Source organism: Actinomyces naeslundii, assembly GCF_001956585.1.
Lineage (GTDB): Bacteria > Actinomycetota > Actinomycetes > Actinomycetales > Actinomycetaceae > Actinomyces > Actinomyces naeslundii.
On record NZ_MSRR01000010.1, the window covers coordinates 1 to 17,492 of the forward strand.

The following is a 17,492-nucleotide window of genomic DNA, read 5'->3' on the forward strand; positions in this document are numbered from 1 at the left end:
CCCGCCACAGGCGCCGAGCGTTGCTGCCGCGGCAGCAACGCTCGGGGGCGAGGGGGTCACACACCTGACAGCGCGGGCCTGCTCGTGATGAGATGGGGCCATGAGCGCTCAGCCCAGCGCAAGCGATCCCTCCCAGACAGCGGCGTCACCGGCGGCTTCCCCCATCGCCGCACCGGTACTGCCTGCTGCGGCCGCACCCGCACCCACCGGGCACCGCGCGGCGGCCTACTTCGACCTGGACAAGACGATTCTGGCGACGTCGTCGACCTGGGCACTGGGCACCCCGATGCGACGCAGCGGCCTCATCTCCTCACGAACGCTGGCGTACGGGCTCATCGCCCAGATCCCCTATCTCCTGGTCGGCGCCGGCGCCCGCCGGTCCAACAGCCTCATGGAGCACCTGGCTCTCGTCTCCGCCGGGATCAGTCGCCACGACCTGATGGAGGTCGTCGAGGGCGCCCTGGCCACAGCGATCGAGCCGGCCGTCTATGCCGAGGCCCTCGACCTCATCGAGGCCCACCGCCGGGCCGGGCACGACGTGGTGGTCGTCTCCGCCTCCATCATCGAGATGGTCGCCCCCATCGCCCGCCTCGTGGGCGCCGACCGCGCCGTGGCCACCCGCATGGAGGTCGGCGAGGACGGGCTGTTCACCGGGCGGATCACCCGCTCCATGCTGCACTCGGAGAAAGTGGTGGCGCTGCGCGAGGATGCCGCCGCCCACGGTATCGACCCGGCCCGGTGCTGGGCCTACTCCGACTCCATCTCCGATGAGCCGATGCTCAGCGCCGTCGGCCACCCCGTGGCGGTCAACCCCGACCGGGACCTGCGGCGCATGGCCCAGGAGCGCGACTGGCCGGTGCGCGACTTCGCCCGTCCGGTGCGGCTGCGGCCGCGCTGGAAGCCCCCGCACCTGTCGACTCGGGCCTCCCTCATCGCCGGTGCCGCCGGCGTGCTCGCCGTCGGAGGCACCGCCGCCTGGCTCGTCGCCCGTCACGGTTCACGCCACAGCGCCTGAATCGGCTGCCCGAGCCCTCCCGGGATCAACCAGCACGCCAGGTTCCCGCCTGCACCGCCCGGCACAGGCGCTGAGCCTCCTGAACCCCCGCCAGTACCGCCTCGGCCTGCCACACCACCCAGGCCGCAACCCCCTCCATCGTCCCGGACGCGTAGGCGCCGGCGGCCTCGGCATAGGCCCCTGGCACCCGGCCGGGGTAGAGATCGCTGACCGCGGTGCCCGTCGGCTCGACCCCGTCGCGCACCAGCAGGTGGCGCACCAGCAGCCGGCCCACCGCGGCGTTCCCGGCGGTGAAGGGTCGCGCCGACAGCATCTCGGCGTGGACGATGGCCGCCCGCACCAGTGCCGGCGCCCGCTCCGCCTCGATGAGCTCCAGAAGCCCCTCCATCCGCGCCGCCAGCTCCTCCTCCTGCGGGGCCGCGCCCGGACCTCCCTCGCGCACGCGGATCCGCCCGGTGCGCGGCACGCCGACCTCCTCCAGCCCGACCCGGCCGCCGGCCGCCAACGGGCCGGCAACGTCTCGGTGCAACATGGCCAGCAGCGAGCGCGCCGGGGGCACCACCGGACGTCCCCGCCCCACCAGATCCGGCATCCAGCCGACCAGGCGGCTCCCGGCGCGCCACAGCCCGGCAACGGCGTCCAGGCCCGGATCGCCCGTGGCGGCCTCGGTCAGGGAGCCCGCGGCCACGTGCTCGCGCAGGACCTCGGCGGAGACGACCGCGCCCTCAACGCCTCCGGAGGCAATGGCCCCTCGGATCGCAGCCTCGGCGCGGGCCTCCCGCCACCGGCGCCGCAGGGCCTCGTTCCAGCGCAGCTCGCCGCAGGCCTCACGCACCGCCGCCTCGGCGGCTCGCACCCGCTCGTCGGCGGCCACCTGGCTCAGCGCCTTCAGTACCGGGGACTCCCCAGCATTCGACCGCCCGGTCGACACGCCGGGGCGGCCCATCACCTCGACCTGAGCACGCCGCTTCGGCACTCCGGCCGCAGTTGGCCCGATCCCTACAGTCATTCGCACCACGCACCCACTGTGGCACACCATGACCGACCCCGACCACAGGCGCCTCCCCTCTGGGCCTCGACGTCTCGGAGCCCGGCGGAACCCACATGAGCCACCACAGACCGGCACAGACCGAGCACACCCCCTAGACTCAATCAGGTGAGTGACTCCCCCTCCCATCACGGCCCCGGCTCCGCCCCGCCGTCCGCATCCTCGGGCGCGTCAGGGCAGGCACCACGCAGCCGCAGGCCCGACTACGTGCTCACGGCCGTCGTCGGAGCCATCTTCGCCCCGGTCACCTCCGTCCTGCTGGGGCTGGCCGACGCCGCACCGACCCAGATCCTGCGCACCGCCCTGCTGCTCTCCGCCATCCTGCTGCTCTCCGCCTCCGCCGCCGCGCTGTTCGCCAGCCGATCCTCGCTGGGCGCACTCGTTGCAGGGCTGACCGCGCTGGCGGCGCAGTCAATGGTGTTCCTGGCTCCCATCCATGCGGCCTCCCTGTCCGAGAAGTGGCTGCAGAGTCTGATCAGGACCGGCTTCGTACTCGTTCTGGCAGGTCTGTGGCTCGGCGGCTCCTGGGGCATGCGTCAGGCCCGCCGCGCCGGTCATGCGCAGGGGCACGCCGCCTTCCGGCTCACCCAGGCCGACCGGACCGTGGGCTCAACCCCGACACCACCCCCCTCGCGCCGGCGCGACCACCTCCTGTCCCTGCCCTGGGTGGTGGCCGGGCTGGCGCTCGCAGCCTTCCTGCTGCCCCGTTCCTACATGCGAGCGGTTGCCCCCGGCATCCAGACCGGGCCGCTGATGCTCGCAGCGGTCCTCGTCTCCTTCATCGCGCTGTCAGCAGCCGGTGCCTCGACGGCGCACTCCACCCTCGGCACGCGCGTCACCGGACCGATCCTCATCCTGGTGGCGGTGCCGAAGCTCAGTGGCGATATGATCCCTGGCGGCCATCTGGTCTCCAGGCTCCTGCCTTACGGTCCCGACGCCGTCGTGCTCGCCGCCATCGGTATCGAGCTCATGGCGATCGGCTGGGGAGCACATATGGCTCGCCGCCAAGGTCGTGCCAACGCACTGGCCAGGTTGCGCTCCGGTGCCTGAGGGTCCCATGCCCACAGGCGTGTCCTGAGAATGACCGTGCCCCTTTCGGCGTCCCCGCCCTGACAACTACCGTGTGCATGCGTAAGGAGACCTCGTGAGCACCGATAACACAGACCGCCCCGCCCCGCAGACGCCCGGCACGCCCGACGACGTCGGCTCAGCCTCCGCGTCAGCGGCGACTCCCGTCACCAGCCCGGTGGCCGCGCATGCTCCCCAGGGCGAGGCGTCCGTCAAGAGCCTGGCCGGCAAGGTCACCCAGGCCTCTCCATCCGTCCCCTCAGCACCCGGTGCCGCGGCAACGGCGGAGGACCCGGACGAGGCCGCCGGCACGGTCGGATCAGCCAATTCGGCAGGATCGGCAGGATCGGCCGAAGACGCTGCGGATGATGATGTCGACACCCTGAACATCCACAGGCAGACTCTCCCTCCCAGATCTCCGGGGAGCGAGGCCACCAAGGCCGTTGACACCGCCGACGACGCAGATGACGCAGACGACCACGCGGCCGAGGATGTTGAGGAGACCGGGGGGCTCTCTGATGAGCCGACGTCAGCGGCCCCCGAGGAGGCTCAGATCGGCACGTTCCCGGTCGGCCGCCCCGCCCAGGACCCGCTACGCCCGGAGGACTCCTCCCCCCGCCCGGTGGTCACTCAGGCGGCGCCGACGCCGCCCGAGTCCTCCGCGCCAGTGAGGCAGGCCGTGACGGGGACAGTCACCGGGACCACAGGCAAGGGCATGCCGCCGTCGATTCCGCCGTCCTCGGTTCCGGGGGAGGCGAGGCCCGGGCCGTCGACCAAGCCGGCACAGCCCGAGGTCGCCAGCGCATCGGAGCCCCTCCCCACAGCCTCCGAGACCGACACGCCCCCCGCGGCCCCGGCCACCCCCGCGGCCCCGGAGCCGGCTGAGCCGGAGGACCGGGAGGGTCGGGAAGACCGGGAAGATACTGCCTCCGCCACGTCCACCGCGGAGACGCCGTCGTCCCCCGAGCAGGAGGGAGAGGAGGACGAGGCACCCGCAGGTGCGGTCAGTGCGACTGCCACAACGCCGGCCGCCACGACGACAGCGGCGGCGGCAGACACAGCGGTGCGCGCACCCGTGGCCGACACCGCCGAGGACCCCGCCGAACCGGAGGACGCAACCGAGCCAGAGGACCGCGGGGACCAGGACACCCACGCCGTCTCCGAGGCTCCGAGGGCACCGACGTCGGCGGACACGAGCATCACCGACGATGGTGACGAGACTGACGGCGAGGAGGCAGTGCAGCAGGCAGCCGCCCCGTCATCCATGGCCTCGCAGACGGAGGTCCCAGCCCCGCGGGCCGCCGCCTCCAGGACTCCGGCGTCACCGGAGGAGGCCGATCAGGCGGTCTCGGTCGACACCACTGGCCCCACTGCCGGGACAGCAGCATCCACGCCATCGAGGGCCGCGGCGAGCTCCCCGGCTAGTGCGGCGCCGGCTCGGCCGGTAGTCACGTCGGCGACATCAGCGCCATCCGCCACGTCCCCCGCACCATCGGCGGTCACGCCCACAGCCTCGTCGGCCGCACAACCGACTCCGAAACCGGTCACGGACACGGCCGAGCCGGAGCCCGCTCAGCCGTCAGAGGCCAAGGCCTCGGAGCCCACTGCTCCCGCAGGCGCCTCGGTGGACAACCGCCCCTCGGCGCCCTCCTGGCCGGCGACCCCCGCGGCCCAGCTGGCCAGCACCGCCTCCGGGGCGAGTGCCTCCACGGCGCGTTCAGCCGAGTCGACCTCCTCGACGCGCCCTGCGTTCTCGACGGACGGCGCAGCCGGCCTCTCCGCACACCGTCCGGCGGCATCCGCGTCCGCCTCAGCCCCGCCGGCCGGACTCTCCGGCTACCGCTCTCAGGCTCCTGCCCAGGGCAGGGCGGCATCCGCGGCCTCCGCAGCGACCGCGGCGACTCAAGCAGCCACGGCAGCCCAGGCGGCCACGGCCGCGTCGAGCGCCGCCTCCACGACAGCGGGATCGGCGTCGGCACCGAGCTCGACAGCGCCCCAGACCTACCAGCCCGCTCCCGCAGCCCAGTCCGCGGCAACCGCACAGTCGATGTCGGCGACGGACAGCGCCACCTCCGCGGCGACATCCGCCTCAGCCCCGGCGCCGAGCTCCGCACCGGCCGAGACGCCGTCGCGGCAGTCCTCGCCGCAGGAGCCCAGCTGGCCCTCAACCTCCACCGCCCGGGGGTTCTCCGCGAGCGCCGACGCCCTGGAGAGCGACGACCCCGAGGAGCGCGGCCGTTCGCGCGCCCGGCAGGCCGCCGCCGCTATGACCGGCTCCACCGAGGATGACGACTCGATCCTCCTCAAGGGCGCCACCAGCGTCCTGCGTCCCGTGAGCTCACGCACCGAGACCCACTGGGCCGGGGTGCTCATCGCCGTCGTCCTGTTCCCTCTGGCCTGGTTCCTCGTGCACGACGGCGCCGCCTCCTTGACCGGCGGCAACCCCTCGGCCTGGCCGGCCGCCGCCTCTCCGGTGGGAGCCCTGGAGATCCTGGGTGGGACCGCGGCCTGCGCCGCAGCCCTGTTCATGATCTCGCGATCATCCCTGGGGGCTTTCGTCGTCGGCGCCTTGAGCACAGTCATCGGACTGCCCTTCGTGCTCATGCCCGGGGTCGTCCGGTCGATCCTCGGCCCGACGGTCGACCGGCTCCAGGCCCACTCCGACCTGGGGCGCGCCCTGTCCACCTATGTCATGGACGACGGTCTGTCCGGGCGCTTCATCCTCATGGGCGTGCTGACGATCATGGTCGCCGTTGTCGCCCACCTGGCGCGCCGTTCCGGTCAGCGCGAGCAGGAGGCCGACGACCGCGGCCGCCGTGACTGAGTCCGACGCCGCCCAGTCGCCCGCGGAGGTCCCCTCCGGGGCGCCTTCGCAGCCGACCCCACGGATGCGGACAGTCGCCGACGCCGCTCGCGATGCGGTGCCCATCGTCGTCGGATACGTGACGCTGGGGCTGGCGGCCGGGATGCTGCTGGTCGCCGAGGGGCTCGCCTGGTGGTGGGCGCCGGTGTGGAGCCTGGTCATCTACTCCGGAACCATGCAGATGCTGCTGGTGCCCCTGGCCGGTGGCGGCGAGCCGCTGGCGACCATCGCCCTGTCCACCGGCTTCGTCTCGGGCAGGCACATCTTCTACGGCCTGGGGTTCCCCCTGGACCGGGTGCGCGGCAGGGCGCTCACCCGCCTCTACGCCGTCCACGCCATCACCGATGAGGTCTACGCGCTGCTGGCGGCCCGCGACCGGCGAGCCATGAGCGGGCGCTACCTGGTGGCCGTCGAGGCGATCAGCCATATCTCCTGGGTGACGGGCACGACCATCGGAGCGCTGGCCGGGACGGTGCTGGCCTCCGTGGTGGGTGAGCGCATCGAGCTGCTCGGTTTCGTGCTCACGTCGCTGTTCGTGGTCCTGGCCATCGAGAACTGGCGCAACCACCCCGATATCGGGGTGCTGTGCCTGGGACTGGTGGCCGGCGGCGTCGGCCTGGCGATGGGTGGGTCGGCGGCGCTGCTGACCGCGCTGGTGACGCTCGCCGTCGGCCTAGTGGGTCTGTACGCCTGGCGCGCTCACCGGCCCGCCTCGCCGGCACCGACGTCGGGGCAGGAGGACGAGCAGTGCTGACCAACCCGCAGATCGCAATCGCTGTCGTGGTCGTCGCCGTCATCACCTTCGTCTGCCGGATCGCTCCCTTCGTTCTGCTGCGAGGACGCAAGGACAACGCGCTGCTGGCCTTCCTGTCCCGGGCCATGCCTCTGGGCGTCATGATCGTGCTGGTGGCCTACACACTGGGCGGCGTGAGCCTGGCGCCGTCCACCTGGCTGCCGGCTGCCGGCGGCATCGGGGCGACGGCGGGCCTGCACCTGTGGCGGCGCTCGATCGGGCTGTCGCTCATCGGCGGCACCGGCGTCTACGTCGCCCTCAGCCTCCTGCTGGGCTGACCCGCCCTCCTTCTATCCGCGGCCGGTGGCCGGCCATGTAGAAGACGATGAGGGCCACGTAGGTGACCACGCTCAGCCAGGCGCTGACCAGGCCCAGCAGTGCGGCCAGCGCGTACAGCCACGGCCCCATCGCGAAGCGCCGGGTCATGGACCGCACCTCCGCCTGCGTCACCTCCGGCCGCAGGCGGCTCCGGTCCCGGATCGCCGCACGCCACAGGGCGTTGAAGAACAGTCCACCGACCACCATGACCACCCCGTAGAAGACGGCGCCCGTGCGCTCGTCGTGCCCGGACTCTAGGGAACGCGTCAGCACCGAGGTTGCGAAGGGCAGGAAGGCGACGTCGAGCAGGAGGAAGAGGTTGCAGATGAGCATCCACTGGTCGACGCTGCGCACCCTCGTGAAGATGGCGTGATGATTGAGCCAGACCTGCCCCACCAGGAGGAAGCTGAGGACGAAGCCCACGTAGCCGGGCCACAGGGAAGCCAGGGAGCGAAGCAGGCTCCCGCCGTCCTCGGGCAGCTTGATCTCCAGGCTCAGGAGCGTGATGGCGATGGCGATGACGCCGTCGCTGAAGGCCTCCAGGCGTCCGGGCGAGATCAGTGCCGGCTCATCCCCTCCTCCGCCGCTGACGTCGGCGGAGGGCTCGATCTCGGGCTCCCAGTCAGCAACGGCGTCGGAGGCTGCAGTCTCATGGCGGTCAGCAGAGTCCTCATCGGTGTCATGGTGATGATCAGTGGTCATGCCGCTCCCCTCCGTTCCCTCCGGCTGCTGGTGGAAACCTATGACGCGCGCGAGGCCATCCGTTCCACCTTACTGCCGCCGGGGATATTCTGCGCCAGCTGGGACCTTTCATTGCAGCCGGGGACGTCTCACGTGCAGGGGTACAGGATGTCTGTCCCCGTACGCCTCAGACGTCCCCGTCAGCGTTACCGGGTGCCGACCAGTAGGCTGCGTCCGTGCCTGTTGACGTCAATCGCCCCGGCCCCTGGAACCACCGCAACCTCACCGCCCGCGGCACCCGCTTCCATGTCGCGCTGGCGGGCCCCGAGGCCCCGAGCGGCAGCGGGTTGCTGACCCTCCTGATCCACGGCTTCCCCGAGTGCTGGTGGACCTGGCGCCATGTCATCCCCGCCCTGGCTCAGGCCGGGCACCGTGTGGCGGCCCTCGACCTGCGCGGTTTCGGAGGCTCGGACCGACCGCCGTCGGGCTACGACCTGGTGACGCTGGCACAGGACATCGCCGCCGTGGTCCGCTCCCTGGGCCACGAGCGGGCCGTGGTCATCGGTGCCGGGCTCGGCGGTCAGGTCGCCTGGGCCCTGCCGCACGTGGCCCCGGACCTGACGAGGGCGATCGTTCCGGTGGGCGCCCCCCACCCCCTGGCCCTGCGCTCACTGCGGTCCCGGGCACTGTCAGGGCCGGCGCTGCAGTACGCGAGCCTGCAGGTCCCGGGCCTGGCCGAGCGGCGACTGCGCAGCCGCAGCGCCCTGGAGGGCCTGCTGCGCTCCTGGGCCGGACCGCATACCCGGGAGGCGGTGGCAGAGGAGGCCTCCTACTACGCCGAGCTCCTGTCCCGCCCGGGCGCCGCCCGCAGCGCCCTGGAGCCGCTGCGCAACCTCATGCTGTCCCGGGCGGAGACGGCGGCGCTGGAGCGGCCGGTGACGGTGCCCGTCCTGTCGGTCCAGGGCCAGCTCGACCCGGTTCAGCCCGCCCAGGCATACGCGCGCGACACCCACCACGTCACCGGCAACCTGCGCCAGGCGACGATCCGCCGTTCCGGCCACTTCCCTCAGGAGGAGGCCCCGGCCGAGCTCGTCCGGGCCCTGATGCCCTTCCTGGCCGGCGTCGCCCCGGCGGTCTGACGCCCGGCGCCGCCTCACACCGGCTGGCGCAGGTTGTCCATGAGGGAGCGTCGGTCGAGCTGGGCGGGCAGCCAGGTGGTCGCCACCGCGAGCGCCAGCGAGATCCCGCTGACGAGGGCCAGCAGCCCCACCGGGACCGAGGCGACCAGGACCGCCGTCCCGCCCCCGGAGTACAGCGCGGCGTAGACGGCGCTGACGGCGGTGGCCGCCAGCCCGAAGATGATGCCGGTGACGGCGTAGATGACGCCCTCCAGCGCGGTGGAGGCCAGAACCGTACGGGTGCGCGCCCCGATGACCCCCAGCAGCGCGCCCTCCTGGCGCCGGGCCCGCCCCACCATGGCGATGTTGGCGATCCCGCCAACACCGGAAATGAAGAAGGTTGGAACCCCGACAGAGAGGAACCCGTTGACCGAGCCCTGCGCGCCGGTGGCCTGGCCGGCCCCGACGGCAGCGTAGACGGTGCCGGTCAGGGCCACGGCGATGGCGAAGGGGACGATCGTCGTCATCGACAGGGAGGCGCGGTGGCGGGCGTTGGCGCGGGCGGCGAACCAGGCGGGGCTGCGGCCCGGGATGAGGGCGGTCCACCAGGTCAGCAGTGGCCGCAGCGTCCAGTTCGGCACGCTCAGGGCGGCGATCGCGGCGAGGAGCCCCATGGAGGCGCCGGCCATCGCGCGATCCCCCGGGTCGTTGAGGTTCATACCGGACGTGGCCATCTCCGCCCTCTCCGCGTCGCTCATGGGTAGAGAGCTCTCGAAGGGGGTCAAGACCAGCCCCAGGAGCATGATGCCGACAACTACCCACTGCCACCACCGGGTCCGGGTCTGCGGGGCTGTGGCCTCCCGCAGCGCCTGCATCTCGGGGACCGACGCCGCCCGCCGGGCCGGCCCCATCGCGCCCAGGACGCAGAACAGCATCGTCACGGCGATGGTCAACGGCACCCCGAAGCCCGGCATGATGATGGGCAGATTCTGAGGAAACACATCGAACTCCCGCCAGGTGAGCAGGTAGACGCGGACCAGCGGCAGGCTGGCCACCGCCCCAATGACGCCTCCGAGCAGCCCGATCACCCCGACCTGCGCCAGGATGATGCGGCGGATGCGGCTGCCGGGGATGCCCAGGACCTTCCACAGCGCGTGGGAGCGCTGCTGAGCCGAGACGGTCAGGCCGAGCGTCGTGGACAGGATGACGGCAGTGGCCACCCCCACGTAGGAGACAAGGCTGGAGCCGATGATGTGGGCGGCGTTGATGAGCTCGGCCGAGCCCTGGGCCTGGGCCCAGCTCAGGGCGCTGTACCAGGCGGTGATGATGACGCCGATGATGGCTCCGCCGACGGTGGCGACGAGCAGCGACCACAGCCACTGGCGGGCGTGGTGGCGCAGGTCGTTCCAGATGAGTGTGACCATGTTCTTCTACTCCTGTCCCGGTCAGGCGGCGCGTGAGGCGCGGGCGGTGTGGACGAGCTCGGCGATCTGACGGGCATCACGGCAGCTGGTCCACTGCACCAGGTGGCCCTGACTCATGACGGCGACCGCGTCGGCCTTGGCGGCTGCCTCGACGTCGTGGGTCACCATGACCACGGTGGCGCCCTGCTCGGTGAGCCGGCGCAGCCAGTCCAGGACGAGGGCGGCCGAGCTCAGGTCGAGGGCGCCGGTGGGCTCGTCGGCGAAGACGATCCGGGGCCGGCTGGCCATGACGCGGGCGATGGCCACGCGCTGGCGCTCCCCGCCGGAGAGCTGGTGAGGCTTGAGGCCGGCGCGGTGAGCGAGCCCGACGGCGTCGAGGGCCGCCCGGGTCTGGGCGTCACTCAGGGGACGCCCAGCCAGGCGCGAGGGCATGGAGACGTTGTCGGCGGCACTCAGGGAGGCGATGAGGTTGTACTCCTGGAAGACGAAGCCGACGTGGCGGGCGCGGAAGCGGGCGCGCTCGGCGGGCCGCATCCCGGAGGTGACGGTGCCGAGCATGGTCACCTGGCCGTCGGTGGGCTCATCGAGGCCGGCCACGCAGTGCAGCAGCGTCGACTTGCCCGATCCGGAGGCTCCGACGACGGCGGTGAAGCTGCCTTCGGGCAGGTCGGCGTCGACGTGATCCAGGGCGGTGACCCGGGCGTCCTGGCGTCCGGGGACCTCGTAGACGCGGGTGAGGCCGCGCAGGCGGATGGCGACGGGCGACGAGGAGCCCGGCCCGGGAGGCGGCGTCGTGGATGGCAGGGATGAGGCGGAGGCGGTGGTCGGATCGGAGGGGGTGAAGGACGGGTGAGCAGTCATACCTCCACTCTGACGGCGCCGACCATCCCATCCCATCCGGCCATCTGGCGGATCGGGGGTGGGGCTAGCCCGACACCGGTCCGGGCCGCCTCCGCGAGCACCGCTCTCAGACGTCCGTCAAACGCCCACCTGCGGGCACAGCCCGGCCTCGAGCAGCGCGCACTCACCGCAGCGCGGCGAGCGGGCCGAGCACACCCGGCGCCCGTGCTCGATGAGCCGGTGGCAGCCGTCGGTCCAGCGCCACGGCTCCCACAGGGACGCGATGTCCTTCTCCACGCGCACCGGGTCCTTCGACGTCGTCCACCCCAGGCGGCGTGAGAGCCTCCCCACGTGGGTGTCCACGGTGATAGCGGGCTGTCCGAAGGCGTTGCCGAGCACGACGTTGGCGGTCTTGCGCCCCACCCCCGGCAGGGAGACGAGTTCCTCGCGGCTGCGCGGGACCCGGCCGCAGAAACGCTCATCGAGAGCCTGACCGATGCCCAGCAGGTGGCCGGCCTTGGCCCGTTGAAAGCCCAGTGGCCGCAGGATCGCCTCGAGGTCCTCGCGCCGGGCGGCCCCCAGGGCGGCGGCGTCGGGGTAGCGCTTGAAGAGCTCGGGAGTGACGGTGTTGACGCGCGCGTCGGTGGTCTGGGCCGACAGGACGGTGGCCACGAGCAGCTGGAAGGGGCCGTCGTGCTCGAGGGCGCAGGCGGCGTCGGGGTAGAGGGCCATGAGCTCGTCGTCGACGGCGCCCGCACGCCAGGCCGGGTCAGCCATTGTCGGCACCTCGGAGACCTCGGGGACTGCGTCAGCCGCCGCAACCTCACTGCTCACTGCCCTGCGCACTGCGTCCTCTCTCCGCGATCTCATCGGCAGCACCACCGGCGCCACCGGAGCCCTCATCCGGGCCTTGGTCCGAGCCCTGGTCCGGCTCAGACCGGGCCTTCCTCCAGAGATCGCCATTGCAGTCGATCCCACCACCGCCCCGCAACCTCATGGATGGGACCGTGTCACACGACGCACCCGATTTTGCTCACCCCCCTTTGACCTGCAACACACGGAGGCTACAATGCTCGACGGCGTGCCACAGGTCACAAGCCGTGGCAGGATAGACCCGAGGGCTCCCGCATGCGGGATGCCAGCCCCCTAACCACCAGGAGGATCTCCGTGGAAGACAGCATTATCTCCAGGATCCCGCTCTTCGAGGGCCTGAGCCCGGATGAGCAGGAGGAACTGCGCGCCATGATGACGCAGACGACTCTGCGCCGTGGCGAGACCCTCTTCAACGAGGGCGACTCAGGCGACCGCCTCTACATTCTCCTCTCCGGAAAAGTGAAGCTCGGCCACGCCAGCGCCGACGGCCGCGAGAACCTGCTCGCGGTGCTCGGCCCCGGCGAGATCGTCGGCGAGCTGACCCTGTTCGACCCGGGCCCGCGCTCCACCACCGCCACCGCCGTGGCCCCCACCGAGCTCCTGACACTGGACCACAACCAGCTCATGACCTTCGTGGAGTCCCACCCGCAGCTGGCCAAGGACATGCTGCGCGCCCTGGCCCAGCGCCTGCGCCGCACCAACACCGCACTGGCCGACCTCGTCTTCTCCGACGTGCCCGGCCGCGTGGCCAAGGCCCTGCTGGACCTGGCCGACCGCTTCGGCTCACCCACCGACGACGGCGTCCACGTCCCCCACGACCTCACTCAGGAGGAGCTCGCCCAGCTGGTGGGTGCCTCTCGCGAGACGGTCAACAAGTCGCTGGCCGAGTTCGTCTCCCGCGGCTGGATCCGCCTGGAGGGACGAGCCGTCACGCTGCTCGACGTCGACCGACTGCGCCGTCGCGCCCGCTGAGGGCCCGTCTCGGGTCGCGAGCCCTCCGCGCCGCGCACCGAGCACTCCGGCCGGGTGCCGATCGGGTGACGATGCGCCCCGCACGCTGCTGACGACAGCACGGACGACGCCGCGTCCGCGGTCCGCCACCTGCGGACCGCGGACGCGGCGTGATGTTGGTGCCAGTACTCGCCCGCGTCAGCGACGAGCGCCTCTCAGGGCCGGGGACGCTTGAGGTAGGCGACGAGGTTCTCGGTACCGGACGGGCCGGGCACGACCTGGACGAGCTCCCAGCCGTCAGCGCCCCACTGATCGAGAATCTGCTTGGTGGCGTGAGTGATGAGGGGAACGGTGGCGTACTCCCAGGCGGTCGGGGCCCCGGATACGTGCTCAGAAGATGCAGTCATGAGGCTCAGCCTAGAGCCCGGCGCAAGGCGTCGGAAGTCCGGCCGCGGGAGACCTCACGAGGCGCAGCGCACCCGGGCCAGGATGCGAGGGGCGCGACGGGCATGGATCTCGGCGACGAGCTCATCGTCCTCGCGCTGAAGCCACAGCCCCCAGTCATCGACCTCGGGGAAGCGCCGCAGCAGGGCCCGCCTCTCCCGCTCAGTCAGGCCGCCCCAGACCCCGAAGCTGGACTCGGAGTTGAGCGCCTCGGCCAGACAGTCCATACGAACCGGACACGCGAAGCACAGCGATCTGGCATCGCGCTGCTCAGCCCCTTTACCGAAGAGCTGGTCGGGCTCGACGGTCGCGCAGGCCGCTCTGGCCGCCCAGGTCTGGTCGTCTTGAGTCATGCTCACTCCCGATTCAATCAACGGCCAACGCCGTTGTCGGCCACGTCACAGCCGTTACCGTATGGCAACCGAGCGCCGCACGCCAAATCCCATTTCTGTGGTCCAAGCGGTTTGACCGCCACTCACCTCCCCCAGACCGCCAAACACCAGCACGATCAAGAGGAGTTCTCTGATAGCGAGCCAAATACTGGACGTCGAACCCATCGGGGACTCATCTTTCACAAGGTTGAAGAATCCGGTTCTCACGGTCGGAGGAGCACCCCCAAGCACCGAAGGGTGCCAACGAACCGTGACCCGCCCGCAACCCAGACCTGAACATTTCCTAGGAATTAACTGGATGTTGAGTGCTGTCTCACCATGTGGCCGGACCGCCCCGCTTCCGCACGCGCTGCCGACGACATCACACCGGCTCACACTCCCTCGCCTGCGGCGCCACCGAGCCCCTCTCCAAGGGTCTTCTCAGGCCGAGGGGGGTCTATGCCACTGCATCCTCCAAGAGATTCCACGTAGGCTGGCGCCATGGCGAACTCCTCTGCGCGCGGACGCTCTCTGACTCCACCCCAGGTCGTCTCGATGCTCGTGGTCTTTCTGGTGCTCTCGAGCGTCGGCGGCATCCTGTCCGCAGGCTTCGCCGCTCCGTTCGTGGGCGTCACGGCAGCACTGACCCGGGCCTCCGCTGAGCTCTTCGAGGAGCTTCCCAGCGATTTCAACGTCCAGCAGCCCAGCCAGATCTCGACCCTCCTGGCCGCCGACGGAACCGAGATCACCAAGTTCTACGCGGAGAACCGCATCGTCGTGCCCCTGAGCTCGATCTCCGTCAACATGCAGAACGCGATCGTCGCCGTGGAGGACCAGCGCTTCTACCAGCACCAGGGGGTTGACCCCACCGGTATGGTTCGAGCCCTGGTCTCCAACAACGCCGGTGGATCGCGTCAGGGCGCCTCGACACTCACACAGCAGTACGTGCGCAACACGCTCATCGAGACCGGTCTGAAGAACGATGACCACAAGATCATCAAGGACGCCACCGAGAGCACCGTGGCCCGCAAGCTGCGGGAGATGAAGTTCGCCCTCAGCCTGGAGCAGAAGTACTCCAAGCAGCAGATTCTCGAGGGCTATCTCAACATCGCCGCCTTCAGCCCCTCCACCTATGGAGTGGAGGCCTCCGCCCGGCACTACTTCAGTAAGTCGGCCAAGGACCTGACGGTGGCCGAGGCCGCCCTCATGGCCGGCACCACCAACGCCCCCAGCGCCTACGACCCCGTCACCCAGCCCGAGCTGGCCAAGAACCGCATGGACTGGGTGCTGACCAAGATGCTGGAGGAGAAGTTCATTACCAAGGCGCAGTACGACCAGGCCGTGGCCACCCCGATCGCGAGCATGCTCCACGTCTCGGAGTCCCCGGCCGGCTGCGGTGCTGCGGGATCCGCCGCCTACTTCTGCTCCTACGTGGTCAATGAGGTCCTCGGTTCGGAGAACTTCGGGCCCGACGTCGCCTCCCGCCGCCAGCTCCTGACGCGCGGCGGTCTGAAGATCACCACCACCTTGAACCTTCAGCGGCAGAGCGCCGCCGACAACGTCATTCAGTCCAATGTCCCCACTGGCGACGCATCGGGCACCGACACGACCATCGCCTCCATCGAGCCGGGTACGGGCCGGATCCAGGCATTGGCCCAGAACAGCAACTACGGTGACGGAGGCCCCGACAGCAGCGACACTCAGCTCGTCTACGCCGCGGACGCCAAGCACGGCGGTATCGAGCTCAGTGACGGTACCGTCGGCTTCCAGCCGGGCTCGACCTTCAAGGCCCTCATCCTGGCCGAGTGGTTCAAGGAAGGTAACTCCGCAGGCGCAGGGCTCAGCGCCGTCCCCCGAACCTTCCAGTGGAACATTCCCTGTGCCCCGGAGAACAACGACCCGACCTGGGCACCGAAGAACGTCGACCCGTCCCTCAACCGTTCCACCAACGTCACTGAGGCCACGAAGATGTCCATCAACGTCGCCTACGCAGAGATGCTCAGCCGGATGGACGTCTGCGCCGTCACGAACTTCGCCTCCTCCATCGGAGTGACGAAGGCCGACGGAACCCCACTGGATGCGCGCCCCTCGATCGTGCTGGGTTCTCAGAACGTTCCGCCCCTGAGCATGGCCAACGCCTACGCGACCTTCGCCTCCGGCGGCAAGTACTGCAAGCCCATCGCCATCGACCGGATCCTGGACGCCAGCGGTACCTCCATGGCCGTTCCCAGCGCCGACTGCACTCAGGCGATGGATCAGGGCGCCGCCGATCTGACGGCGTCCACCTTGACGGCCACGTCACAGAGGGGCGGAACGGCCCAGCAAGCCGTCTTCGGCCGACCAATCGGGGGCAAGACCGGAACCACGGATGACAACAATGACGCCTGGTTCGTCGGCTTCACCCCGCAGCTGGCCACCGCGGTCTGGATCGGTCACGCCGGCAGCCCCAGGACCCTCAACTACCAGCAGATCGGCCCGCACTACGTCGACGTCATGTACGGAAACACGATCGCCGTGCCGATGTGGCGCGACTACATGTCTCAGGCCGTGGGGAACGACCCGGTCCTGCCCATTCCCTCCCACGGGTGAGCGACGGGCTCCCCGCGAACCACAACTGCACAGAAGAGGACCCGACTCCCCATGACGCCCTGCCCTGCCGGCCGCGCCGCTCTGTCCGTCATCGGCGCCACTGCCGCCCTGGGGGCGGCCACGTTGGCCTACAGCCTCGTTGAGGCCAGGTGCCCCGTTCTACGACGCATCGACGTGCCGGTGCTCGCCGCCGACGAGGAGCCTCTCACGGTGCTCCACCTGTCCGATCTGCACCTGACGGACCGCACCGAGGCGCGGGTCGCCTGGGTGCGCCATCTGGCAACGCTGCGTCCCGACGTCGTCATCAACACCGGTGACAACCTGTCCCTGGCCTCCGGGCTGGAGCCGCTGCGACGGGCGCTCGATCCGCTGACCGGCCTGCCCGGCGCCTTCGTCATGGGCGACCACGACTACCGCACGACCGTCTTCCGCCTGCCCACGCGCTACCTGCACCGCGACCCGCGCAAGGCCTCCAGCCGTGTGCGCGACGAGGACATCGAGGCCCTCCCCTGGGAGGAGATCCGCGACCTGCAGACCGCCGGAGGCTGGTTGGATCTGACCAACCGGCGCGGCTCGCTGACCGTGCGCGGGCGGCGCATCGAGCTGATCGGCGTCGACGACCCGCACGCCAACCGCGACGTCTTCCCCGCCCCCGGGGCGGATGGCGACACGGCATCGTCCGGATCGACCTCGGCCCTCTCCCTGCCCGCGATCCGTGACCGCGAGGGCCGGGTCCTGCGACTGGGACTCACACATGCCCCCTACCGGCGGGTCCTGGAGGCGATGTCGGCAGACGACGTCGACCTGACCCTGGCCGGGCACACCCACGGCGGGCAGCTGTGTGTGCCCGGGGTGGGGGCGCTGGTCACCAACTGCGACCTGGACCGGGGCCGGGCCTCGGGGCTGTCGCAGTGGCCGGGGAGGCTCGGGGACCCGCGCACGACAGACCACATGTACCTGCATGTCTCGGCCGGGCTCGGAACGAGTCCCTTCACGCCCGTGCGCCTGGCCTGCCGGCCCGAGGCCACGCTGCTGCGGCTGCTGCCGGCCTGAGGGACGGCGCACGCCACCAACTTCGACCAAAACTTCATAGATG

Annotated in this window: 16 protein-coding genes; 9 read left to right on the top strand and 7 right to left on the bottom strand. The window is 70.9% G+C overall.

Going from position 1 to position 17,492, the window contains the following annotated elements:
• The first annotated feature begins 100 nt into the window (after positions 1-100).
• A complete protein-coding gene (locus BKH33_RS05580; protein ID WP_081392123.1) occupies positions 101-1,015 on the top strand; it encodes an HAD family hydrolase in 915 nt (304 codons plus the stop codon).
• Positions 1,016-1,040: 25 nt separating this feature from the next.
• On the opposite strand, the gene BKH33_RS05585 is transcribed toward BKH33_RS05580, so the two are convergent.
• Positions 1,041-2,024, bottom strand: coding sequence for a Fic family protein (locus tag BKH33_RS05585; RefSeq protein WP_373692701.1), 984 nt, complete (start codon positions 2,022-2,024; stop codon positions 1,041-1,043).
• 147 nt (positions 2,025-2,171) lie between these two features.
• Here BKH33_RS05585 and BKH33_RS05590 point away from each other — a divergent pair, with 147 nt between their 5' ends.
• From BKH33_RS05590 to BKH33_RS05605, 4 genes are all read left to right on the top strand, one after another.
• The gene (locus BKH33_RS05590; RefSeq protein WP_232621527.1) at positions 2,172-3,113 is read left to right on the top strand and encodes a hypothetical protein; all 942 of its coding nucleotides are present in this window, start codon (positions 2,172-2,174) and stop codon (positions 3,111-3,113) included.
• Positions 3,114-3,207: 94 nt separating this feature from the next.
• Complete coding sequence (locus BKH33_RS14075) at positions 3,208-5,955, top strand: hypothetical protein (RefSeq protein ID WP_232621528.1); 2,748 nt, start codon at positions 3,208-3,210, stop codon at positions 5,953-5,955.
• A gap of 64 nt (positions 5,956-6,019) precedes the next feature.
• Positions 6,020-6,748, top strand: a complete 729-nt coding sequence (locus BKH33_RS05600; protein WP_076070833.1) for an AzlC family ABC transporter permease — start codon at positions 6,020-6,022, stop codon at positions 6,746-6,748.
• Complete coding sequence (locus BKH33_RS05605; RefSeq protein WP_003784915.1) at positions 6,742-7,065, top strand: branched-chain amino acid transporter permease; 324 nt, start codon at positions 6,742-6,744, stop codon at positions 7,063-7,065. The genes BKH33_RS05600 and BKH33_RS05605 overlap by 7 nt, the downstream gene beginning before the upstream one ends.
• On the opposite strand, the gene BKH33_RS05610 is transcribed toward BKH33_RS05605, so the two are convergent.
• Entirely contained in the window at positions 7,046-7,807 is a 762-nt protein-coding gene (locus BKH33_RS05610; RefSeq protein WP_003784914.1) for a TMEM175 family protein, read from the bottom strand. The genes BKH33_RS05605 and BKH33_RS05610 overlap by 20 nt on opposite strands.
• Positions 7,808-8,022: 215 nt before the next feature.
• On the opposite strand from BKH33_RS05610, the gene BKH33_RS05615 reads away from it, so the two are divergent.
• Positions 8,023-8,925, top strand: a complete 903-nt coding sequence (locus BKH33_RS05615; protein ID WP_076070821.1) for an alpha/beta fold hydrolase — start codon at positions 8,023-8,025, stop codon at positions 8,923-8,925.
• Positions 8,926-8,939: 14 nt separating this feature from the next.
• Here the strand turns inward: BKH33_RS05615 and BKH33_RS05620 are convergent, their stop codons facing one another.
• The 3 genes from BKH33_RS05620 to nth all read right to left on the bottom strand — a co-directional run bounded on the left by BKH33_RS05620 (position 8,940) and on the right by nth (position 11,945).
• Positions 8,940-10,328, bottom strand: a complete 1,389-nt coding sequence (locus BKH33_RS05620) for an ABC transporter permease (RefSeq protein WP_003782720.1) — start codon at positions 10,326-10,328, stop codon at positions 8,940-8,942.
• A gap of 21 nt (positions 10,329-10,349) precedes the next feature.
• Positions 10,350-11,189, bottom strand: coding sequence for an ABC transporter ATP-binding protein (locus BKH33_RS05625; protein ID WP_076142633.1), 840 nt, complete (start codon positions 11,187-11,189; stop codon positions 10,350-10,352).
• A gap of 117 nt (positions 11,190-11,306) precedes the next feature.
• A complete protein-coding gene (nth, locus tag BKH33_RS05630; RefSeq protein WP_309314267.1) occupies positions 11,307-11,945 on the bottom strand; it encodes an endonuclease III in 639 nt (212 codons plus the stop codon).
• A gap of 390 nt (positions 11,946-12,335) precedes the next feature.
• On the opposite strand from nth, the gene BKH33_RS05635 reads away from it, so the two are divergent.
• The gene (locus BKH33_RS05635; RefSeq protein ID WP_003779318.1) at positions 12,336-13,013 is read left to right on the top strand and encodes a Crp/Fnr family transcriptional regulator; all 678 of its coding nucleotides are present in this window, start codon (positions 12,336-12,338) and stop codon (positions 13,011-13,013) included.
• A 194-nt stretch (positions 13,014-13,207) separates the two neighbouring features.
• Here the strand turns inward: BKH33_RS05635 and BKH33_RS05640 are convergent, their stop codons facing one another.
• Together BKH33_RS05640 and BKH33_RS05645 are read right to left on the bottom strand one after the other, a co-directional pair.
• On the bottom strand, positions 13,208-13,399 hold the full coding sequence (locus BKH33_RS05640) for a Sp36 family protein (protein ID WP_003784042.1): 192 nt from the start codon (positions 13,397-13,399) through the stop codon (positions 13,208-13,210).
• Between the two features lie 54 nt (positions 13,400-13,453).
• Positions 13,454-13,789: a WhiB family transcriptional regulator gene (locus tag BKH33_RS05645; protein WP_043539532.1), complete on the bottom strand. Its 336-nt coding sequence runs from the start codon at positions 13,787-13,789 to the stop codon at positions 13,454-13,456.
• Between the two features lie 519 nt (positions 13,790-14,308).
• Here BKH33_RS05645 and BKH33_RS05650 point away from each other — a divergent pair.
• Both BKH33_RS05650 and BKH33_RS05655 read left to right on the top strand, forming a co-directional pair.
• Positions 14,309-16,396: a transglycosylase domain-containing protein gene (locus BKH33_RS05650; protein WP_003784045.1), complete on the top strand. Its 2,088-nt coding sequence runs from the start codon at positions 14,309-14,311 to the stop codon at positions 16,394-16,396.
• 51 nt (positions 16,397-16,447) lie between these two features.
• Positions 16,448-17,449, top strand: coding sequence for a metallophosphoesterase (locus tag BKH33_RS05655; protein ID WP_003784047.1), 1,002 nt, complete (start codon positions 16,448-16,450; stop codon positions 17,447-17,449).
• Positions 17,450-17,492: the final 43 nt, after the last annotated feature.

Excerpts from the sequence above, each read along its gene's own strand:
- BKH33_RS05585 (WP_373692701.1), bottom strand. The coding sequence starts at position 2,024 with ATGACTGTAGGGATCGGGCCAACTGCGGCCGGAGTGCCGAAGCGGCGT.
- BKH33_RS05620 (WP_003782720.1), bottom strand. The coding sequence starts at position 10,328 with ATGGTCACACTCATCTGGAACGACCTGCGCCACCACGCCCGCCAGTGG.
- BKH33_RS05645 (WP_043539532.1), bottom strand. The coding sequence starts at position 13,789 with ATGACTCAAGACGACCAGACCTGGGCGGCCAGAGCGGCCTGCGCGACC.
- BKH33_RS05655 (WP_003784047.1), top strand. The coding sequence starts at position 16,448 with ATGACGCCCTGCCCTGCCGGCCGCGCCGCTCTGTCCGTCATCGGCGCC.
- BKH33_RS05580 (WP_081392123.1), top strand. The coding sequence starts at position 101 with ATGAGCGCTCAGCCCAGCGCAAGCGATCCCTCCCAGACAGCGGCGTCA.
- BKH33_RS05600 (WP_076070833.1), top strand. The coding sequence starts at position 6,020 with ATGCGGACAGTCGCCGACGCCGCTCGCGATGCGGTGCCCATCGTCGTC.
- BKH33_RS05640 (WP_003784042.1), bottom strand. The coding sequence starts at position 13,399 with ATGACTGCATCTTCTGAGCACGTATCCGGGGCCCCGACCGCCTGGGAG.
- BKH33_RS05625 (WP_076142633.1), bottom strand. The coding sequence starts at position 11,189 with ATGACTGCTCACCCGTCCTTCACCCCCTCCGATCCGACCACCGCCTCC.
- BKH33_RS05610 (WP_003784914.1), bottom strand. The coding sequence starts at position 7,807 with ATGACCACTGATCATCACCATGACACCGATGAGGACTCTGCTGACCGC.
- BKH33_RS05650 (WP_003784045.1), top strand. The coding sequence starts at position 14,309 with ATGGCGAACTCCTCTGCGCGCGGACGCTCTCTGACTCCACCCCAGGTC.
- nth (WP_309314267.1), bottom strand. The coding sequence starts at position 11,945 with ATGGCTGACCCGGCCTGGCGTGCGGGCGCCGTCGACGACGAGCTCATG.